Source organism: Methylorubrum sp. SL192 (genome assembly GCF_026672325.1).
GTDB classification, from domain to species: Bacteria; Pseudomonadota; Alphaproteobacteria; order Rhizobiales; family Beijerinckiaceae; genus Methylobacterium; species Methylobacterium extorquens.
The window spans coordinates 458,471-474,568 of sequence record NZ_JAPPQV010000003.1; the positions used below are offsets into that span (position 1 = coordinate 458,471).

Annotated in this window: 11 protein-coding genes; 5 read left to right on the top strand and 6 right to left on the bottom strand. The window is 69.5% G+C overall.

Annotated elements, in window-relative coordinates:
• Positions 1 to 349 precede the first annotated feature (349 nt).
• Positions 350 to 1,765: a cytochrome P450 gene (locus OVA30_RS02980; protein ID WP_268174565.1), complete on the top strand. Its 1,416-nt coding sequence runs from the start codon at positions 350 to 352 to the stop codon at positions 1,763 to 1,765.
• Entirely contained in the window at positions 1,755 to 4,190 is a 2,436-nt protein-coding gene (locus OVA30_RS02985) for a putative bifunctional diguanylate cyclase/phosphodiesterase (RefSeq protein ID WP_268174566.1), read from the top strand. Before OVA30_RS02980 ends, OVA30_RS02985 begins: the two co-directional genes overlap by 11 nt.
• 171 nt (positions 4,191 to 4,361) lie before the next feature.
• On the opposite strand, the gene OVA30_RS02990 is transcribed toward OVA30_RS02985, so the two are convergent.
• The 5 genes from OVA30_RS02990 to OVA30_RS03010 are packed head-to-tail and all read right to left on the bottom strand — an operon-like array spanning position 4,362 to position 10,597.
• Positions 4,362 to 5,201 (bottom strand): DUF1194 domain-containing protein, encoded by an 840-nt coding sequence (locus tag OVA30_RS02990; protein ID WP_268174567.1) that lies wholly within the window; start codon positions 5,199 to 5,201, stop codon positions 4,362 to 4,364.
• A 12-nt stretch (positions 5,202 to 5,213) separates the two neighbouring features.
• The gene (locus tag OVA30_RS02995) at positions 5,214 to 6,194 is read right to left on the bottom strand and encodes an FAD:protein FMN transferase (protein WP_268174568.1); all 981 of its coding nucleotides are present in this window, start codon (positions 6,192 to 6,194) and stop codon (positions 5,214 to 5,216) included.
• Positions 6,195 to 6,198: 4 nt separating this feature from the next.
• Positions 6,199 to 8,313, bottom strand: coding sequence for a 4Fe-4S binding protein (locus tag OVA30_RS03000; protein ID WP_268174569.1), 2,115 nt, complete (start codon positions 8,311 to 8,313; stop codon positions 6,199 to 6,201).
• A complete protein-coding gene (locus tag OVA30_RS03005; RefSeq protein WP_268174570.1) occupies positions 8,310 to 9,323 on the bottom strand; it encodes a YVTN family beta-propeller repeat protein in 1,014 nt (337 codons plus the stop codon). The genes OVA30_RS03000 and OVA30_RS03005 overlap by 4 nt, the downstream gene beginning before the upstream one ends.
• 47 nt (positions 9,324 to 9,370) lie before the next feature.
• Positions 9,371 to 10,597, bottom strand: coding sequence for an ABC transporter substrate-binding protein (locus OVA30_RS03010; RefSeq protein ID WP_268174571.1), 1,227 nt, complete (start codon positions 10,595 to 10,597; stop codon positions 9,371 to 9,373).
• Between the two features lie 161 nt (positions 10,598 to 10,758).
• Here OVA30_RS03010 and pedF point away from each other — a divergent pair, with 161 nt between their 5' ends.
• From pedF to OVA30_RS03025, 3 genes are all read left to right on the top strand, one after another.
• A complete protein-coding gene (pedF, locus tag OVA30_RS03015; protein WP_003602763.1) occupies positions 10,759 to 11,181 on the top strand; it encodes a cytochrome c-550 PedF in 423 nt (140 codons plus the stop codon).
• Positions 11,182 to 11,195: 14 nt separating this feature from the next.
• On the top strand, positions 11,196 to 12,065 hold the full coding sequence (locus tag OVA30_RS03020; RefSeq protein ID WP_268174572.1) for a substrate-binding periplasmic protein: 870 nt from the start codon (positions 11,196 to 11,198) through the stop codon (positions 12,063 to 12,065).
• Positions 12,066 to 12,355: 290 nt separating this feature from the next.
• Positions 12,356 to 14,119 carry a PQQ-dependent methanol/ethanol family dehydrogenase gene (locus tag OVA30_RS03025; RefSeq protein WP_003602767.1) on the top strand — a complete coding sequence of 588 codons (1,764 nt, stop codon included), beginning with the start codon at positions 12,356 to 12,358 and terminating at the stop codon, positions 14,117 to 14,119.
• Positions 14,120 to 14,440: 321 nt separating this feature from the next.
• Here the strand turns inward: OVA30_RS03025 and OVA30_RS03030 are convergent, their stop codons facing one another.
• Positions 14,441 to 15,937 carry an MDR family MFS transporter gene (locus OVA30_RS03030; RefSeq protein WP_268174573.1) on the bottom strand — a complete coding sequence of 499 codons (1,497 nt, stop codon included), beginning with the start codon at positions 15,935 to 15,937 and terminating at the stop codon, positions 14,441 to 14,443.
• Positions 15,938 to 16,098: the final 161 nt, after the last annotated feature.

Consider the following 16,098-nt stretch of genomic DNA (forward strand, 5'->3'; position numbering starts at 1 on the left):
ATCGAGCGAGCTTTCGCCCAACACTCAATTCAGGCCTTTAACGTTCCGCCCTGATCTGGTGCTGCCCACGATCTGCCACGGCGATCAACAGCACAATCCAAGTTTTCTGGTCGCAATATGCTCAGTTATATTTTTGGAGACGCAGGATACCCAAAGCGCGCGTCGGGTAAGGTTTCCATCTGACAGCCGAGCGTAACGTGAGGTTTATTGCGGAGCGCAGCGCGTCAATCGAACGTTCATCACATGAATTCGTCGTCGAAATAATGTCTGGTCTGACCGTATCCGCGAGGGGCGAACTGCGAAAAACTTAACGATGGTGGCGGAGGGTCGCGACGGAAAGGTCGCCGATATGTCATCCGCAGGAACGTTTCGGGTATGCGAGGCGGGCGGTCCGCCGCTTCAGGAGGCGCTGGCCGAGGCGGTCGCGTTGCCGTCCGTGCTCGCCACGATGCTTCGCAGCCTGATCGAGGCGTGGCCGGACGAGGTTTACACGCGACCGCTCGTGACAACGCGCTTCCTCGGCCAGCGGACGACGTATGTCTGCGCGCCCGGGCACATCCGCAGCCTGATCGTCGATCAGGCCGGAGCTCTGGAGCGCGAGCCTTTCATGCTGCGGGCGCTGGCGCCGGCCCTCGGGTCCGGCATCCTGACGGCGGATGGCCCGCACTGGCGGGGGCAGCGCAGAACGGCAGCCCCGATGTTCCGGCCGGACCGGGTCAAGGCCTTCATCCCCGCCATGGCGGAGGCCGCCCACGCCACGCGCCTGCACTGGCTCAGCCAGATGTCCGCTCACGGATCCGCGGATGCGCGCTTTGACGGCGAGCGGGACATCCTGCCGGAGATGATGCGCACCACCTTCGACGTCATCGTCGCGACGATGGTATCGGGCGACAGCCAGTTGAAGGTCGAGCCGTTCGGACGGGCGATCGACGCCTATCTCGGCCAGACTCCCTGGAAGATCGCGCTCTCGATGCTGGGGGCGCCGGCCTGGATGCCGCATCCGGGGGCGCGGGCGGGAGCGAGGGCGGTCCGTTACCTCAGGAGTGAGGTGGCGCGAACGGTCGAACGGCGCCGCGCGCGCGGCGAACCCGGTGCCGACCTCCTCGGCCTGTTGTTGCAGGCCAAAGACCCGGAGACAGGGGAGCGCCTGTCCGACGAGAGCCTGATCGACAACCTGCTGACCTTCGTCGCGGCCGGCCACGAGACCACGGCGCTCGCCCTAACATGGACCTTGCGGGTGCTGGCCGACCACCCGGCGGTCGAGGCTCGCATCCTCGATGAGATCGCAGGCCTCGGTGCGGATCCGGCCCCCGAGGCGCTGGACCGGCTCGCCTTCACCCGGCAGGTCGTCCTCGAAGTGATGCGCCTGTACCCGCCGGCACCGCTGATCGTCCGGCGGACGGCGGAGGAGGTCCGCCTCGGCGACACGGTCATCCCGGCCGGGGAATCGGTGCATGTGCCCGTCTACGCCCTACACCGGCACCAATCACTGTGGGACCAGCCGGATGTCTTCGATCCGGATCGCTTCGCACCGGAGTTGACGGCCTCGCGCGATCGCTACGCCTACCTGCCGTTCGGCGCCGGGCCGCGCGTCTGCATCGGCATGGGCCTCGCGCTGACGGAGTGTCTCGTCATCCTCGCCACGCTTCTGCCGGCCTTCCGCTTCGTGCCCGCGAAGGCCGAGATGCCGGCGACGCAGTTTCGTGTGACGCTTCGGCCCAAGGGCGGCATGAAGATGAAAGTTGTCCCGCGTCATGCCCACTGATCCCGTCCCCGAGATGCGCCGCGACGGCACGACGACATCGGACGACACCACGACATCGACGCAGAGCTTCAGTGCCTTGATCAATCGGCTTCGGCGCATCGACACGCTCGACGGGCTGCCGGCGCGATACAGCCTGCAGGTTCGCGCCGGATTGCTCGACGAGACCTTGAAGCTCGCCAACTACTCCGCTGTCACCCACCTGATCATCGCGGTCGCGGTCGCCTACTTCTTCTGGGATTCGGCGCCGCGTGCCTATCTGCTTGGTCTGCTCGCCGTCGTCACCGTGGTGATCGCGGCGACCATCTACACGACCTGGCTCTACCAGCGCCTCTACGGCGACGCCGTCACCGAGGTCGGCGTCGGGCGCGGCTACCGGATCTCCGCCGGGTTCGCTCTCGCGCTGGGTCTGGCCTGGGCCACCATGCCGGTCGTGCTCTTCTGCTCAGCCAGCAGCGACGAGCGGCTGCTCGTCGTCAGTATCGCCGCCGGCCTGATCTCCGACGCCTACGTGGTCGGGCCGCTCCTGTCGGTCTCCTACCTCTTCGCGATTCCGGTAATCGTCGGCAGCTTCATCGGGCTGGCCCGCAGCGGCGAGCCGATTGCCCTGAGCATCGCCATCCTGCTCCTCGTCTACGCGACCTTCGTCGGGGTGAGTGTCCACCGGATGAGCCGCCTCTCGCGTCAGCGCATCCTCGACCGCGTCCGCGTCGAGGATCAGAGCGAGACCATCGGCCTTCTCCTCAACGAGTTCGAGGAGAACACGAGCGACTGGCTCTGGGAGACGAACGAAACCGGCCGTTTCCAGCACGTGTCGCCGCGGATGGCCGACGCTCTGGGCTGCCCGATCGAGCGGCTTCAGCGCAGCTCGTTCCGGGATCTGCTCCGTGCCGGGGAGGACCGGGACGAGGATCGGACCCCAGACCTGCTCAGCCATCTTCGGCAGGGCAAGGCCTTCCACGAGTGCCTCGTCGCGGTCGAGACCCCGACCGGCCTGCGGTGGCTCGCGTTGAGCGGCAAGCCCTTCACCGATCAGCGCGGGACCTTAGCGGGGTTCCGCGGCGTCGGCTCCGACGTGACGCAGCGCCGGGAGGCGGACGCCCACATCGCCTATCTCGCCACGCGCGATCCTCTGACTGGACTGTCGAACCGGGCCGTTTTCCACGATGTGGCGGGGGAGGCCTGCACGGCCTCCATGAGCGGAGGCCCACGCGTCCACCTGCTGTATCTCGACCTCGACGGCTTCAAGAAGGTCAACGACACGGCCGGCCATTGTGCGGGTGACGACCTCCTGCGGCAGGTCGCCGACCGCCTGTGCGCCAGCGTCGATGCGAACGCGCAAGTGTTCCGCCTCGGCGGCGACGAGTTCGCGATCCTGCACCGCGGCCGAGAGAGCGCGGAGGCGGAAATCCTGGCCGAGGCCGTCATCGCGTCCCTGCACCGGCCCTACCTCATCGAGGGCATGCAGGCCGAGATCGGCGTCAGCATCGGGATCGCACGGGCACCGCAGGACGCGACCGAGCTTCAGGACCTGATGCGGAAGGCCGACCTCGCCCTCTACACCGCCAAGGAGGCCGGCAGGGGCCGCTGGCAATGCTTCGAGGCCGACCTCGAACGCCGCGTCCAGCGCTGGCGGGAGCTGGACAGCGCCATGCGGGCCGGCCTGACGAATGGCGAGATGGAGCTGCACTACCAGCCGCTCGTGAGCCTGCAGGACGGCGAGGTCGTGGGATGCGAGGCGTTGCTGCGCTGGACCCGGCCCGGCCTCGGCCCCGTCTCGCCCGCCGAGCTGATCCCGATTGCCGAGAGCACCGGCTTCGTCATCACGATCGGGCGCTGGGCCTTGCGGACGGCCTGTGCGGAAGCCCTGACATGGCCTGTGCCGATGCGGGTTGCCGTGAACATCTCATCGACCCACTTCCGTCTCCCCGACTTCTTCCAGGAGGTCGAGGCGGCCCTCGACGCGACAGGGCTCGCGCCGCAGCGACTCGAGATCGAGATCACGGAGTCGATCTTCCTCGCCAACACACCGCATGTCCTGGAAAACCTTCAGGCGCTGCGTGCGAAGGGGGTGCGGATCGCTCTCGACGATTTCGGGACGGGCTACTCGTCGCTGAGCTACCTGACCCAATACCCTGTCGACAAGATCAAGATCGACCGGGCCTTCGTGCGCGACCTGAGCAGCCGGCCGGAATGCCTGGCCGTGATCAAGGCGATCATGGTCATCGCGGGCGACCTCAGGATCGACGTCACCGTCGAGGGCGTCGAGACGGAGCAGCAGGCGGAACTGCTCCGGCTGCGGCGCTGCAACAGCGCGCAGGGCTTCCTCTACAGCCCGGCCCGCCCCTCCGGCGAGGTCACCGGGCTGATCGAACTCATCCCCCAGGCCGTCAGGCAGGCGCGGCAACCTGTCCGGAACGTCGCGTGACGGGACGGCGCGGGAACGTCGGCCATGGCGGGGGGCTTTTGCCGGCCGCCGACCTTGGCCCCTGGATCGCCCTCGTACCGAGGACCTTTCCTGCTCCGAACGGCAGGGCGTTCCGCCAGATCCCGTTTCGCTTGAACCCGTCGCCTGATTGCGAGCGCCGACGAAACGGGGTCACTCGTCGCGCCGACCCGGCACGAGGCCGCTGACTTCGATCACGAACTTCCGCCGCAGGGCCCGCGAGAAGTCGCCGTAGCCTGCCGCTTTCAGGAGAAAGGCGCCGGGACCGGCCACGACGTGGGACCTGTACCACTGCGTCAGATCCGTGCGCTCCTGCGGGAGCGGCGTGGCCCGAAGTCCGTAGCCCGGAGCCCGGTAGGCGCCGGCGCCGACAACGTCGTTCTCGCCCGGGACCAGGATCGGTAGGCCGTTGATCGTGGCGCCGGCCGCCAGAAGCGCCGTCCGCTCCGTTTCGAGATTCTCGGGATCGGTACAGTTGTCGATGCCGTCGCCCGAGACGTCGACAACGATCCGCTCCGCCGGAACCGGCATCGCCGGAAGGACGCTTGCGGTGACGGTTCGGAACATCTGGCCGAGACAGGTGAACTCGCCCGATTGCCGGGGCGTGACACGGACCTGGGCCGCGGCTGCGAACGCGTCGGCACGGCTGGCGATCCGCCGCCAGCCCACGGCAAGGCTCGCGCGGTCGGCCCAGGTGACCATGGCGAAGAGCGTGCCGCCGGGATGGCCGGTCATCGCCGCGATCACGCCCGGATCCTCCAGAGCCTCGGCGATGCCCTCCATCTGCAGAACGAAGCGGCTGTCATCGACCGATTGCGACACGTCGACGGAGACGACGAGGGCGACCGCGGCGGCGGCCGCCGGTTCGGCCCTGGCGCCGCCGGCGGTCGGGCCGATCAGGAGCGCTGTCGTCGCCGCGAAGCCGGTTCGGACGACACGGCGAAGCGTCCTTGCAAGGTCTCTGCGGAGGCCGGATCGGAGGGGGCGCATCATCGGTGCTCGCGATCAGGCTTTGCCGACGAAACGGACGGAGCAGCCCGGCCACTGCGTCACGAGCCGCCCGCCTGCCTCGGGTCCGAGCACCATGCAGGCCGTGGACAGGCCATCCGCGAGGAGACCGGTTTCGGCCGTGACGGTCACGGAGGCGAGGCCGCGCGGCGAGCGTCCGGTGGTGGGATCGAAGATGTGGTGGTCGGCGCGGTCGGGCGAGAAGCTCATGGCGTAATCCCCCGAGGTCGCGGCAAAGCCCGAGAACGGGGTGATCGTCGCCGTCAGTGCCTCCGGCCGGCGCGGGTCGGCGATGCCGAGCTGCCACGGCGTGCCGTCGGGATGCGCGCCGATCGCGCCGAACTCGCCGGTATCGACGAAGGCGTCCTGAATGCCCCGCGCCCGCAGAGCCGCCATCACCCGATCGGCGGCGTAGCCCTGGATCAGGGCGTTCAGCGTCAGCGCCGTGCCGGGCTCCAGGACGATGCGCTCCGACCTCAGCGCGACGCGGCGCCAGCCGATCCGGGAGACGGCGTCTTGCAGGGACTTCGGATCCGGCGGTTCTCCGCGCGCAGCGGCACCGGCCCAGGCCGGCCAGAGCGGCTGCACGGTGGGATCGAACGCCCCGCCGGTCCGCTCCGCGAGGTCGAGGGCGAAGCCCAGCATCGCCGTGAGATCGGCGGGTGGCGCATCGAGCCGCCCGTCGCGGTTGAGGCGCGAGAGGGCGCTGTCGGCGCGAAACAGGCTCGCGGCGGCTTCGACCGCGCGCATCGCGGCAAACCCATCGGAGAGGGCGGCGTCGAGCGCGGCCGGGTCGGGACCGGCGGCGGTGAGCGCGACGGTGGTCCCGAAGGCGAGGCCCGCGCGGGTGCGAGTCGTCAATCCTTGCGAAGCGGCCAGCGTGCGGAAAGCGGCCGGGCCGCCGAGGCCCGCCAGGGCGGCGAGCCCGGCCATGCCGAGGAGGACGCGGCGGCGCGGCGTGCGTGCAGTCACCGGCATGGCCTCACTCCGCCGCGACCGGCTGCGGCACGATCCGCTTTCCGCGCCGGCGCGCCAGCACCTCCGGCACGCATTGACCGGGATCGTGGATGATCGTGACGCAATCCATGCACTGGAAGCACTCGGGATAGTCGATCCGGCCGTCGGGGCGGATCGCCCCGTAGCGGCAGCGCACCTTGCAGAGCTGGCACGGGCTGCCGCATTCGGCCCTGCGCGGAATCCAATCGAGCAGCCGCAGGCGCCCGAGGACGGCGAGACTCGCGCCGAGCGGACACAGGTAGCGGCAGAAGCCCTTGTAGACGAACAGGTTGAGGACGAGCAGGCCGAGCGCGTAGGCGACGAACGGCCAAGCCCGCACGAAGTACAGGGTGATCGCCGTCTTGAACGGCTCGGCCTCGGACAGGCTGTCGGCGAGCGGCGAGCCCGTCGCGGCGGCGAGGAGGATGCTGGCGAGCAGGACGTATTTCACCTGCCGCAAGGCGCGGTCGAGCCGTGGTGGTACCGCGACCGGCCGGATGCGCAGGGGCTTGGCCAGCCACGCAACAAATTCCTGCAAGGCGCCGAACGGGCAGAGCCAGCCGCAGAACGTGCCGCGGCCCCAGACGACGAGGGTGGCGATGACGAAGGCCCAGAGCAGCAGCGAGGGCGGGTCGTAGAGCAGGAAGGTGAGGTCGTGCGTCACGGTCGCGGCACGCACGAGTCCGACGAGCGTCACGATGGAGAGCTGCGCCTGGGCGTACCAGCCGATGAAGAGAAGCGTGAAGGCGAGGTAGGCGAGCCGGAACACCGGAAAGCGGCGCCGGTCCGCCACGAGGCCGCGCTGGCGCGCCAGCACCGGCACCAGGCCGGCAAGGGCCAGGGTGATCACGCCGAGTTCGACGCCGCGCGCCCGCCATGGATCGGTCCAGCTCGGCCCCGCCTCCGCCGCCTCGCGGATGAACAGCTCGGCCGGAAGCGCGTAGTCGGCGGAGAACTCTCGTGCGATTTTTTCCGGGAAGATCTGGCCGCGCTCGCGCACGATCTTTGCGCTCAGTGTCCAAGGCGCGGAGGGATCGAAGCCCGCGGCTCCGGTGATGCGAAGGATCGTCCAGGGCCCATCCGGCAGGCCGGGGGCGGCCCCGCGCCGCTCGATCGCCATGTCGCGGGCATTCACGGCGAGGCCGCCTTGCGTCACCGTCAGCCGGTCGGGGATCGAGCCGAGCACGAACTCGTCCCCGAGCGGGTTCTCGGCGCCGTGGCTCACCACCAGCACCGCGTGGTCGCCGGGCCCGAATTCGCGGGTCAGGGCGGCGAAGCGTTCGGCCCCGAGCAGGGCGCGGCCGATCGCCGGCACGTTAAGGTAAGCGAAGCTCAGGTCGACCAGCGGCGCCTCGGCCGGGCCGTCACCGCCGCCCGCCACGCCCGCGTCGCGGAAGGCGGCCTCGGCCCCCGCGTTGGTGACGGTCAGCCGCCGGAGCCAGCCGCGCGCGGTCAACTCGGCCACCGTCAGGGCTTCGCCGGTATCGGGTCGCGCCTCGACCCTCAGGCCGAGATTGGCGGCCCCGAACCCGAGCTTCGCCCGCGCCACCGCGAGGGAGGCGGCGAGGATCGATTCGTTGATCACCCGCGTCGAGGCGGTGGCCATCGAGATGCCATCGACCGTGGTCTGCGGCGCAGCACCCGAGCCGCGGGCGTTCGGGCGCCCGACCCGGATCGGGCGACGGGCCGACATCCCGACATACTGCTCGACGAAGGCGAAGAGCGGCTCCGAGCCGAGCCCTTCCAGAAACACCGGCTCGTGGTGGGCGATCACCTTCACGTCGCGGAACGTGCCGTCGGGGGCGAGTGCTACGAGGAGGTCGGGGGGCGTGCCGCCGAAACCAGGGATCGGCGCGAGGTCGATCGACTCGAAGGCGTAGGCGAAGACTTCGTAGCTGCCGGCCTCCTGCTTCAGGATCGGCCAGACCGGCAGCGTCGCGTCGCGCTCGCCGACGACGAGCGGCGCGGGAAAGTGGCGCTCCATCCCGGCCCGGTCGAGCGTTCCGGCCGTGGCCAAGGGGAGCGAGAGGATCAGGGCGAGAAGCGCGAGTGCCGCCGATCGCACGATGTCTGAGGCGGTGCGGCGTCCGGATCGTGTCACGGGGCGGCGCCCGCGGCCTGCTCGGGCGTGGCGGCTGGGCGCACGGCGACACCCCAGGGGAAGCGGCCGACCTTGACGCTGCGGATCGGGCGCTGGGTCGCCACGTCGATCACGGTGACGTCGCCCGAGACGCCGTTGGTCGTGAACAGCCGCGACTCGTCCGGCGTCATCGCAAGCTGCCAGACCCGGCGGCCGACCAGGATGTAGTTCAAGACCTTGTAGGTCTTGGCATCGATCACCGCGACCCGGTCGGAGGGGCCGAGCGCGACGAAGGCGAAGCGCCCGTCCCGAGTCAGGGTGATGCCCACCGGCTGGAGCCGGTCGGCGGCAATGCCCTTCACGGCGAATTCGATGGTCTCGACCACCTTGCGGCTGGCGGTGTCGATCACCGCGACCGTGCCGCCGATCTCGGAGGAGGCCCACAGCATCCGTCCGTCCGCCGAGAAGGCGGCGGCGCGCGGGCGCTGGCCCACGGGGGTCGCGTCGGTGGCCGTGAGCGTCGGCACGTCGATCCAATGGACCATGTTGGTGGTCTCGGAGGTGGTGACGGCGATCTTGCCGTCCGGGCTCACCGCCATGCCCTCGGGCTCGATGCCGACATCGATCTGGGCCAGCACCTTGCGCGTCTGCGCGTCCACGACCGTGGTGGTGGCGTTCTCCTCGTTGGCGATGAACAGGGTGCGGTCGTCGGGCGCCAGCGCGAACTGCTCCGGATCCTCGCCGGAGGGCAGGTTGTGCCGTAGCGCCCCCGTCTCGGGGTCGATCACCTGCACCGCGTCGGAATCGCTGGCGCAGACGTAGAGCGTGCGTCCGTCGCGCGAGAAGGTGAGCCCGCGCGGGCGCCGGCCGACGGGGAAGGTGCGGACCACCTCGAGCGAGGCCCCATCGATCACCGAGACGGTGTTGTCGCGCTCGTTCGAGACGAAGATTTCCTCCGCCTTCGCCGATCCCGCCGCGAGACCGTGCAAGCCGGCGCAGAGGAGGAGGCGTACGGTCCAAGCGCGGCTCATGCGGAACCTTCCGTTCTCGTATGCGGCGTCAGCGGATGGCACGCGCATCAGCCCGGTTTCCGGAAAGCCCGGCACGCGCTCTCCGGCTCGTCGGGGCCGAGCGTGTCGAGTTCGGTGCGGTGGTGCTGGAAGCCCTCGATCGGCGCGGTGGCGGTCACCGCACCCGGCCAGAGCAGGAAGACGGGCTGGCGCAACTGCCCGTCCCAGGCGCGGAAACTCAGGGGGCGGCCCTTGAAGCCGCCGACCTCGAAGCGCGGCGACAGCATGAGGGCCGCCACCGTGTCGGGATCGGTGCTGCGCGCCTGCACCGCCGCCTCGCCGAGTGCGTGCACCGCCATCCAGCCGGCGTAATCGATCGGGCGCATCGCCCGCCCCGCGAGCCGCCGGAACCGGGTCTGGAGCTGCACCGCCGCCCAGGCCTCGACCGGACGGCCCCAGGCCGCCGGCGTGAGCCCCTGCGTGCCGACCACGGGCCGGGCTGCGGCGGTGTTGTAGACGAGGTTGGCCCCGAACGCCCCCGCCTCGTCGGCCACTGCGACCACGTCGTGCTCTGGGCCGCGGGTGGGCAGCACGAATTCGCGCAAAGCGGTGTCGCGGGTGTCGCCCCCCTGCGGGTCGAAGCGGGATTCGGCCACGATCCGCGCGCCGAACTTTTTGGCGCTCCTCTTCACCGCCTCGGCATAGAGGGCGTCGGCCGGAGCCGGGCCGGAGAGCAGCAGGATGCGGGTCCAGCGCTTGTAGGCGAGGAACTGCACCAGCGCGTCGGCGAGCATCGCCCGTGAGGGCAGGACGTGGAGCAGTCGAGGCCGGCAATCGGTCTCGCGCAGGCGCGCATCCGGCGCGCCGATATTGAGGAACACGCTGCCCTTGGCCTCGGGCATGTCGGCGAGCGCCAGCACGTCCTCGGCCGGCACATTCAGCACGACGAAGCGGGGCGTCTCGCCCAGCGCGCGGAAGGCGGTGCGAAGATCCTCGTCGGGCCCGACGACGCGGCTGTCGAGGGTGAAGGTCAACGAGACGAACCGGCCGGTGGCGTTCGAATCCTTGAGCCCGAGTTCGGCGCCCTTCAGCCCCTCGTCATCGGGGATCGGGTCTTCGTTGTTGAGGGGCGTCGGGCGCTCGATGCGCCGCTCGAGGTAGTGGATCGCCAGCGGCTCGGCCTGGGCCGCGACGGGCAGCAGGCCGAGCAGAAGCAGCCCGACGCTGCGCGCCCTGCGCCGCGGCTTCGTTGCCCGAAGCGGGCCGCCGTGCCGTTTCCCGAGCCGCGCCAGCATCGCGCTCTGCTCGCCTCCCGATTGTTGTTGGGAGAGTGATACGTGCGAACGGGGCAGGCCCGGTATTGGACCAAGGTGCTACCGACCGCCCCCTACCAAAGCACAATGGGTTCGGCCGGGCGCGCTTGCTAACCCTCCCTTCAAGAATGGGAGGAATGAGAATGAAGGCTGCACCCCTCAAGGGCGGGCTCCTCGCCGTCGGCCTTGTCCTGTCCGTCTCCGCCGCCCTCGGCCATGGCGATGTGCAGCCGCAGCCCGTGGATACCGCCGGCCTCGCGCCTCTGGGCGAGACGTGGCGCGAGGAGAATCCCTATCGCGGCGACGCGAAGGCGATCACCATCGGTGATTCCGGGTTCAACCAGAACTGCGCCCGCTGCCACGGCCTTCAGGTGATCTCCGGCGGTCTGGCGCCGGACCTGCGCTACCTGCCGCTCGGCAAGGAAGGCGACGAGTACTTCGTCGAGCGCGTCCGCCACGGCGCGACCACCAACGGCGTGATGAAGATGCCGGCTTTTGAGGGCGTGCTGTCGCAGGAGGCCCTGTGGGCGATCCGCACCTACATCGAAGCCAAGCACGAAGAGTAGGACACCTGTCGCCGATGCGTGTCCTGTCCCGCCGCGGCCTCGCCGCCCTCGTCTGCCTGACCGTCGCCGGAGCGTTCGCGGGCGGGCCGGCGCTCGCGCGTCCGCTCGACGAGGTGACGGCCTCCGGCGTCCTGCGCGTGGCGATCTACGACGACAACCGGCCCTTCTCGGAAGCGGGGAAGGCCTCGTCCCGCGGCATCGACGCCGACATCGCCCAGGCCATCGCCGAGCGGCTCAAGCTGAAGCTCGACCTGCGGGTGGTGGATGCGGGCGAGAATGTCGACGGCGATTTCCGGCTGAACCTGTGGCGGGGCGACCTCGCCGGCACGCCGCTCGCCGACCTGATGCTGCACGTGCCCCATGACCGCATCCTGGCCACCCGCAATGAGCAGATCTTCCTGACCAATCCCTATTTCGAGCAGCGGCTGGCCTTCGCCTATCACCGCGGCCGGATCGAGGGGTTCGAGGGCGTGCGCGACCTGGAGGGCCACAGCGTCGCGGTGGAGGGCACGAGCGCGTCCGACAGCCTGCTGATGAACGCCGAGGGCGGCCGTTTCCGCGGCAATGTCCGGCATTTCCGCAGCTTCGACGAGGCGGCGAAGGCCTACCTCGCCGGCGAGACCCCGATCCTGGCCGGCACCCGCGCGGGAATCGAGGCGGCGCTGGCGGCGGCCGGCGCCGCGGGGGAGGACAATCCCGTGGTCGAGGTGCCGATCCCCGGTCTCGTGCGGACGCGCTGGGATCTCGGCGGCGCGGTGCGCAGCGATTCCCGCGACCTCGCCTACGCGGTCGGCGATGCCCTCGCCGCCCTGGCGCAGGAGGGGCGCCTCAAGGCGATCTGCGCGACCTACGGCGTCACCTACACCGCGCCGCAAGGGTACTGATCTCCCCGCCGGCCTTCGCCAGCGCAGGCAGCCTCGCCCGGCAAGCCCCGAAGGCTGTCGGCCTGTCCGTTCGCCAGCGTCTTCGTCCTGCCTCGAAAGCGGGGCGGACGGCGCTGCTCGCACAGACTACGAGCGGATCAGGACAGCGTTCGACCAAAGGCCAATAAGAGTTTGCTGAGAAGCGCTCTAGGCTTCGTCTCCAAGAGGCAGCCGGCCGAGTCGGTCAGGACAGAGAAGCCTCGCAGTCCCTGAAGAACAGGGGCCCCTATGATCCACGGAGGACACGCCACATGAGAATGCGGAACCATTTCCTGACGGCGGTGGGGCTCGCCGCCCTCAGCGTCGGCCTCGCCCTTCCTGCGATCGCCGAGGTGACCGAGCAGGACATCCTCAACGACGCCAAGACGACGGACGACGTCGTCACCTACGGCCTCGGCCCGCAGGCGCAGCGCTTCAGCCCGATCAAGACGCTCAACCGCGACAACATCAAGGGCCTCGTCCCGGCCTGGTCGTTCTCCTTCGGCGGCGAGAAGCAGCGCGGCCAGGAGAGCCAGGCGCTGGTCAAGGACGGCGTGCTCTACGTCACCGGCTCCTACTCGCGCCTCTACGCCGTCGATGCCCGCACCGGCGAGAAGAAGTGGGAATACAACGCCCGCCTGCCCGAAGGCATCCTGCCCTGCTGCGACGTGGTGAACCGCGGCGCTGCCCTCTACAAGGACAAGGTCTATTTCGGCACGCTCGACGCCAAGCTCGTCGCGCTCGACCAGAAGACCGGCAAGGTCGTCTGGCGCAAAGATATCGACGACTTCAAGTCCGGCTACAGCTACACCGCTGCGCCGATGATCGTGAAGGGCAAGATCATCACCGGCGTGTCGGGCGGCGAGTTCGGCGTGGTCGGCCGCGTCGAGGCGCGCGATGCCGAGACCGGCGAGGTGGTGTGGAAGCGGCCCGTCATCGAGGGCCATATGGGCGAGCTGAACGGCAAGCCCTCGACCATGACCGGCAAGGCCAACGAGTCCTGGCCTGGCGACACCTGGAAGTTCGGCGGCGGCGCCACCTGGCTCGGCGGCACCTACGATCCCGAGCTGAACCTGATCTATTTCGGCACCGGCAACCCGGGCCCGTGGAACTCGGCGCTCCGCCCGGGCGACAACAAGTGGTCGGCCTCGCGGCTCGCCATCAACCCCGACAACGGCGAGATCGTCTGGGGCTTCCAGACCACGCCGCATGACGGCTGGGACTATGACGGCGTCAACGAGTTCGTGCCGTTCGACATGCAGAAGGACGGCAAGACCGTGAAGGCCGGCGCCACCGCCGACCGCAACGGCTTCTTCTACGTCCTCGACCGCACCAACGGGGCGTTCCTGTCGGCCACGCCGTTCGTGTCCAACATCAACTGGGCCAAGGGCATCGACGAGAACGGGCGCCCGATCTACGACGACGCCAACCGCCCCGGCGACCCGGCCAAGTCCGAGGACGGCAAGAAGGGCAAATCCGTCTACGCGACGCCGGGCTTCCTCGGCGGCAAGAACTGGAACCCGATCGCCTACAGCCCCGACACCCGGCTGTTCTACGTGCCCTCCAACGAGTGGGGCATGGACATCTGGAACGAGCCGGTGAACTACAAGAAGGGCGCCGCCTATCTCGGCGCGGGCTTCACCATCAAGCCGACCTTCGAGGATCATATCGGCTCGCTGAAAGCCATCGACCCGGCGACCAAGAAGGTCGTGTGGGAGTACAAGAACAAGGCCCCGCTCTGGGCCGGCGTGCTCACCACCGCGGGCAATCTCGTCTTCACCGGAACGCCCGAGGGCTTCCTGAAGGCGTTTGATGCCAAGACCGGCGAGGAAGTCTGGAAGTTCCAGGTCGGCACCGGCGTCGTCGCCTCGCCGATCACCTGGGAGCAGGACGGCGAGCAGTGGATCGGCGTCGCGGCCGGCTGGGGTGGCGCGGTGCCGCTCTGGGGCGGCGAAGTCGCTAAGACGACGGCTGGCATCAACCAGGGCGGCAGCTTCTGGGCCTTCCGCCTGCCGAAGGCGCTCGCCTCCCGATAGTCGGGTTTCCAAAAGGATCATCCTTTTGGCAGGGAGCCGGGGCAGAGCCCCGGCTTTCCTTTATCCAGGGCTCTGCCCTGGACCCGCGAAAGGACTTGTCCTTTCGAAACCTGAGCCCTCGGTCGCGCCGAGACGCGCGACCAAGGGCTCGCTTGACGCGGCTGCCCTTGCGACATCACGGACGGGTGACTGGGTCAGGCAGGCGGCGCGCCGCATGAGACGGCCAATGCACGCCTCAGGCTCGGCCTGCATCGACACGGACCATGCGCTGATCGAAGGGCCGGCGGCCGATCCTTCTCGCCCCTGAAGAGGCAGGGTGAGTCAGTCCCTCTGACCGCGCCCGTCGCGCCCATGGCCAACGGTCTCCTGCAACGGACGCTCCTCGACCAGGCTGAGGCAGCCGAGCGCCAGAACGAGGCCGAAGCAGGCGGCGAGGAAGACGAGGCGGAAAGTCTGCCCGAGCTGGCCGGCATCGGCTCCCCGGATCAGCGCGGCCATGTCGTGCACCGCGCTTTCCCCGGCCCCGCCCGCCCCGCCAAGCACGAGGGTGCCGAAGATCGCGACGATCAGGGCGCCGCCGAGCGAGCGGAAGAAGTTCATCGAGGCGGTGGCGATGCCGAGCTGCTGCGGCGCGACGGCGTTCTGGACCACGATCGTCGAGAGCGGCAGCACCGTGCCGATCCCCATCGAGAGCAGCACGAACAGGATTTCGGTGAACCAGAGCGGAAGCTCGGGCCCCATGAAGGCGAGCAGCCCGCAGGCGCAGACGCTCAGCGTCAGCAGCGCCAGGGGCAGGCGCTTGTAGTGCCGGAGGTAGGCCATCGAGCGGCCTGAGAGGGTGGCACCCACGACGGTCCCGACCATCAGCGGCACCATCGCGAGGCCCGAGCGGCTGGGATCGAGCCCGATGACGCCCTCGAGGAAGATCGGGACGTAGATGCTGAGGCCGATCAGGGTGCCCATGGCGAAGCAGGCGGCGAGCGTCGCGCTGGTGACGACGCGGTCGCGCAGCACGCTCAAGGGGATCAGCGGTTCACCCGCGGTCGCGAGGCGGGCCGCGAAGGCCGCGCCGCTGAGAAGACCGAAGCCAGCGAGCCCGAGCACCGGCGCCGAGCCCCAGGGATAGCGAACGCCGCCCCAGCTCAGGGACAGCATCAGGCTGGTCGAGCTCACGACGAGGAGCGCCGCGCCCGGATAATCGACGCTGTGCCGCCGCTCGTTGCGGGGCAGGAGCTTGAGCTTGTCGTTGGTGAGGATGAAGGCGGCAAGCCCGATCGGCAGGTTGATCCAGAAGATCGCCGACCAGTGCAGGTGCTGGGCGAAGAAGCCGCCGAGCAGGGGGCCGGCCACCGAGGACAGGGCGAACACGCCCGCGATGTAGACCTGATAGCGCGCCCGCTCTTTGGCCGAGAGGATGTCGGCGAGGATGATCTGGGACAGCGCGATCAGGCCACCGCCGCCGATGCCCTGGAGGCCGCGGGCGAGCGCCAGCGCGATCATCGTCGGGGCGAGCGCGCAAAGCAGGGAGCCGACGCTGAACGTGGTGATCGCGATCAGCAGCATGATCCGCCGGCCGTGGATGTCGGAGAGCTTGCCGTAGAGCGGCGTGACGGCGGTGGAAGCCAGGAGATAGGCCGTGACGATCCAGGGCAGGTTCGCGGCGTCCCCGAGTTCGAGCCCGATCGTCGGCATGGCGGTCGCCACGATGGTCTGGTCGAGGGCCGCGAGCAGCATCGCGGCGACGAGGCCGATGATGATGGAGCGGATCTCGGCCGGGCTGAGGCGCGGCGCTGTGTCGGCGCGATGGGGTGCGTTCAAGACGGGTTTGCCTTGGGTGGGGTAGAAGTGCGTTTTCGAAGTCCAGGCCGGTTCCGGCCGTGGGCTCGCGGGTGAGGCGGGGCCGCCCTTTCGGTCGAGCCACACAGGGCTTGATTGGGGCGGGAGGGAGGCACACGGACGGATCGCCCTGTCGGGCCGCC

Coding starts and splice junctions, on each gene's coding strand:
- OVA30_RS02985 (WP_268174566.1), top strand. CDS start 1,755: ATGCCCACTGATCCCGTCCCCGAGATGCGCCGCGACGGCACGACGACA.
- OVA30_RS02990 (WP_268174567.1), bottom strand. CDS start 5,201: ATGATGCGCCCCCTCCGATCCGGCCTCCGCAGAGACCTTGCAAGGACG.
- OVA30_RS02995 (WP_268174568.1), bottom strand. CDS start 6,194: ATGCCGGTGACTGCACGCACGCCGCGCCGCCGCGTCCTCCTCGGCATG.
- pedF (WP_003602763.1), top strand. CDS start 10,759: ATGAAGGCTGCACCCCTCAAGGGCGGGCTCCTCGCCGTCGGCCTTGTC.
- OVA30_RS02980 (WP_268174565.1), top strand. CDS start 350: ATGTCATCCGCAGGAACGTTTCGGGTATGCGAGGCGGGCGGTCCGCCG.
- OVA30_RS03005 (WP_268174570.1), bottom strand. CDS start 9,323: ATGAGCCGCGCTTGGACCGTACGCCTCCTCCTCTGCGCCGGCTTGCAC.
- OVA30_RS03010 (WP_268174571.1), bottom strand. CDS start 10,597: ATGCTGGCGCGGCTCGGGAAACGGCACGGCGGCCCGCTTCGGGCAACG.
- OVA30_RS03020 (WP_268174572.1), top strand. CDS start 11,196: ATGCGTGTCCTGTCCCGCCGCGGCCTCGCCGCCCTCGTCTGCCTGACC.
- OVA30_RS03025 (WP_003602767.1), top strand. CDS start 12,356: ATGAGAATGCGGAACCATTTCCTGACGGCGGTGGGGCTCGCCGCCCTC.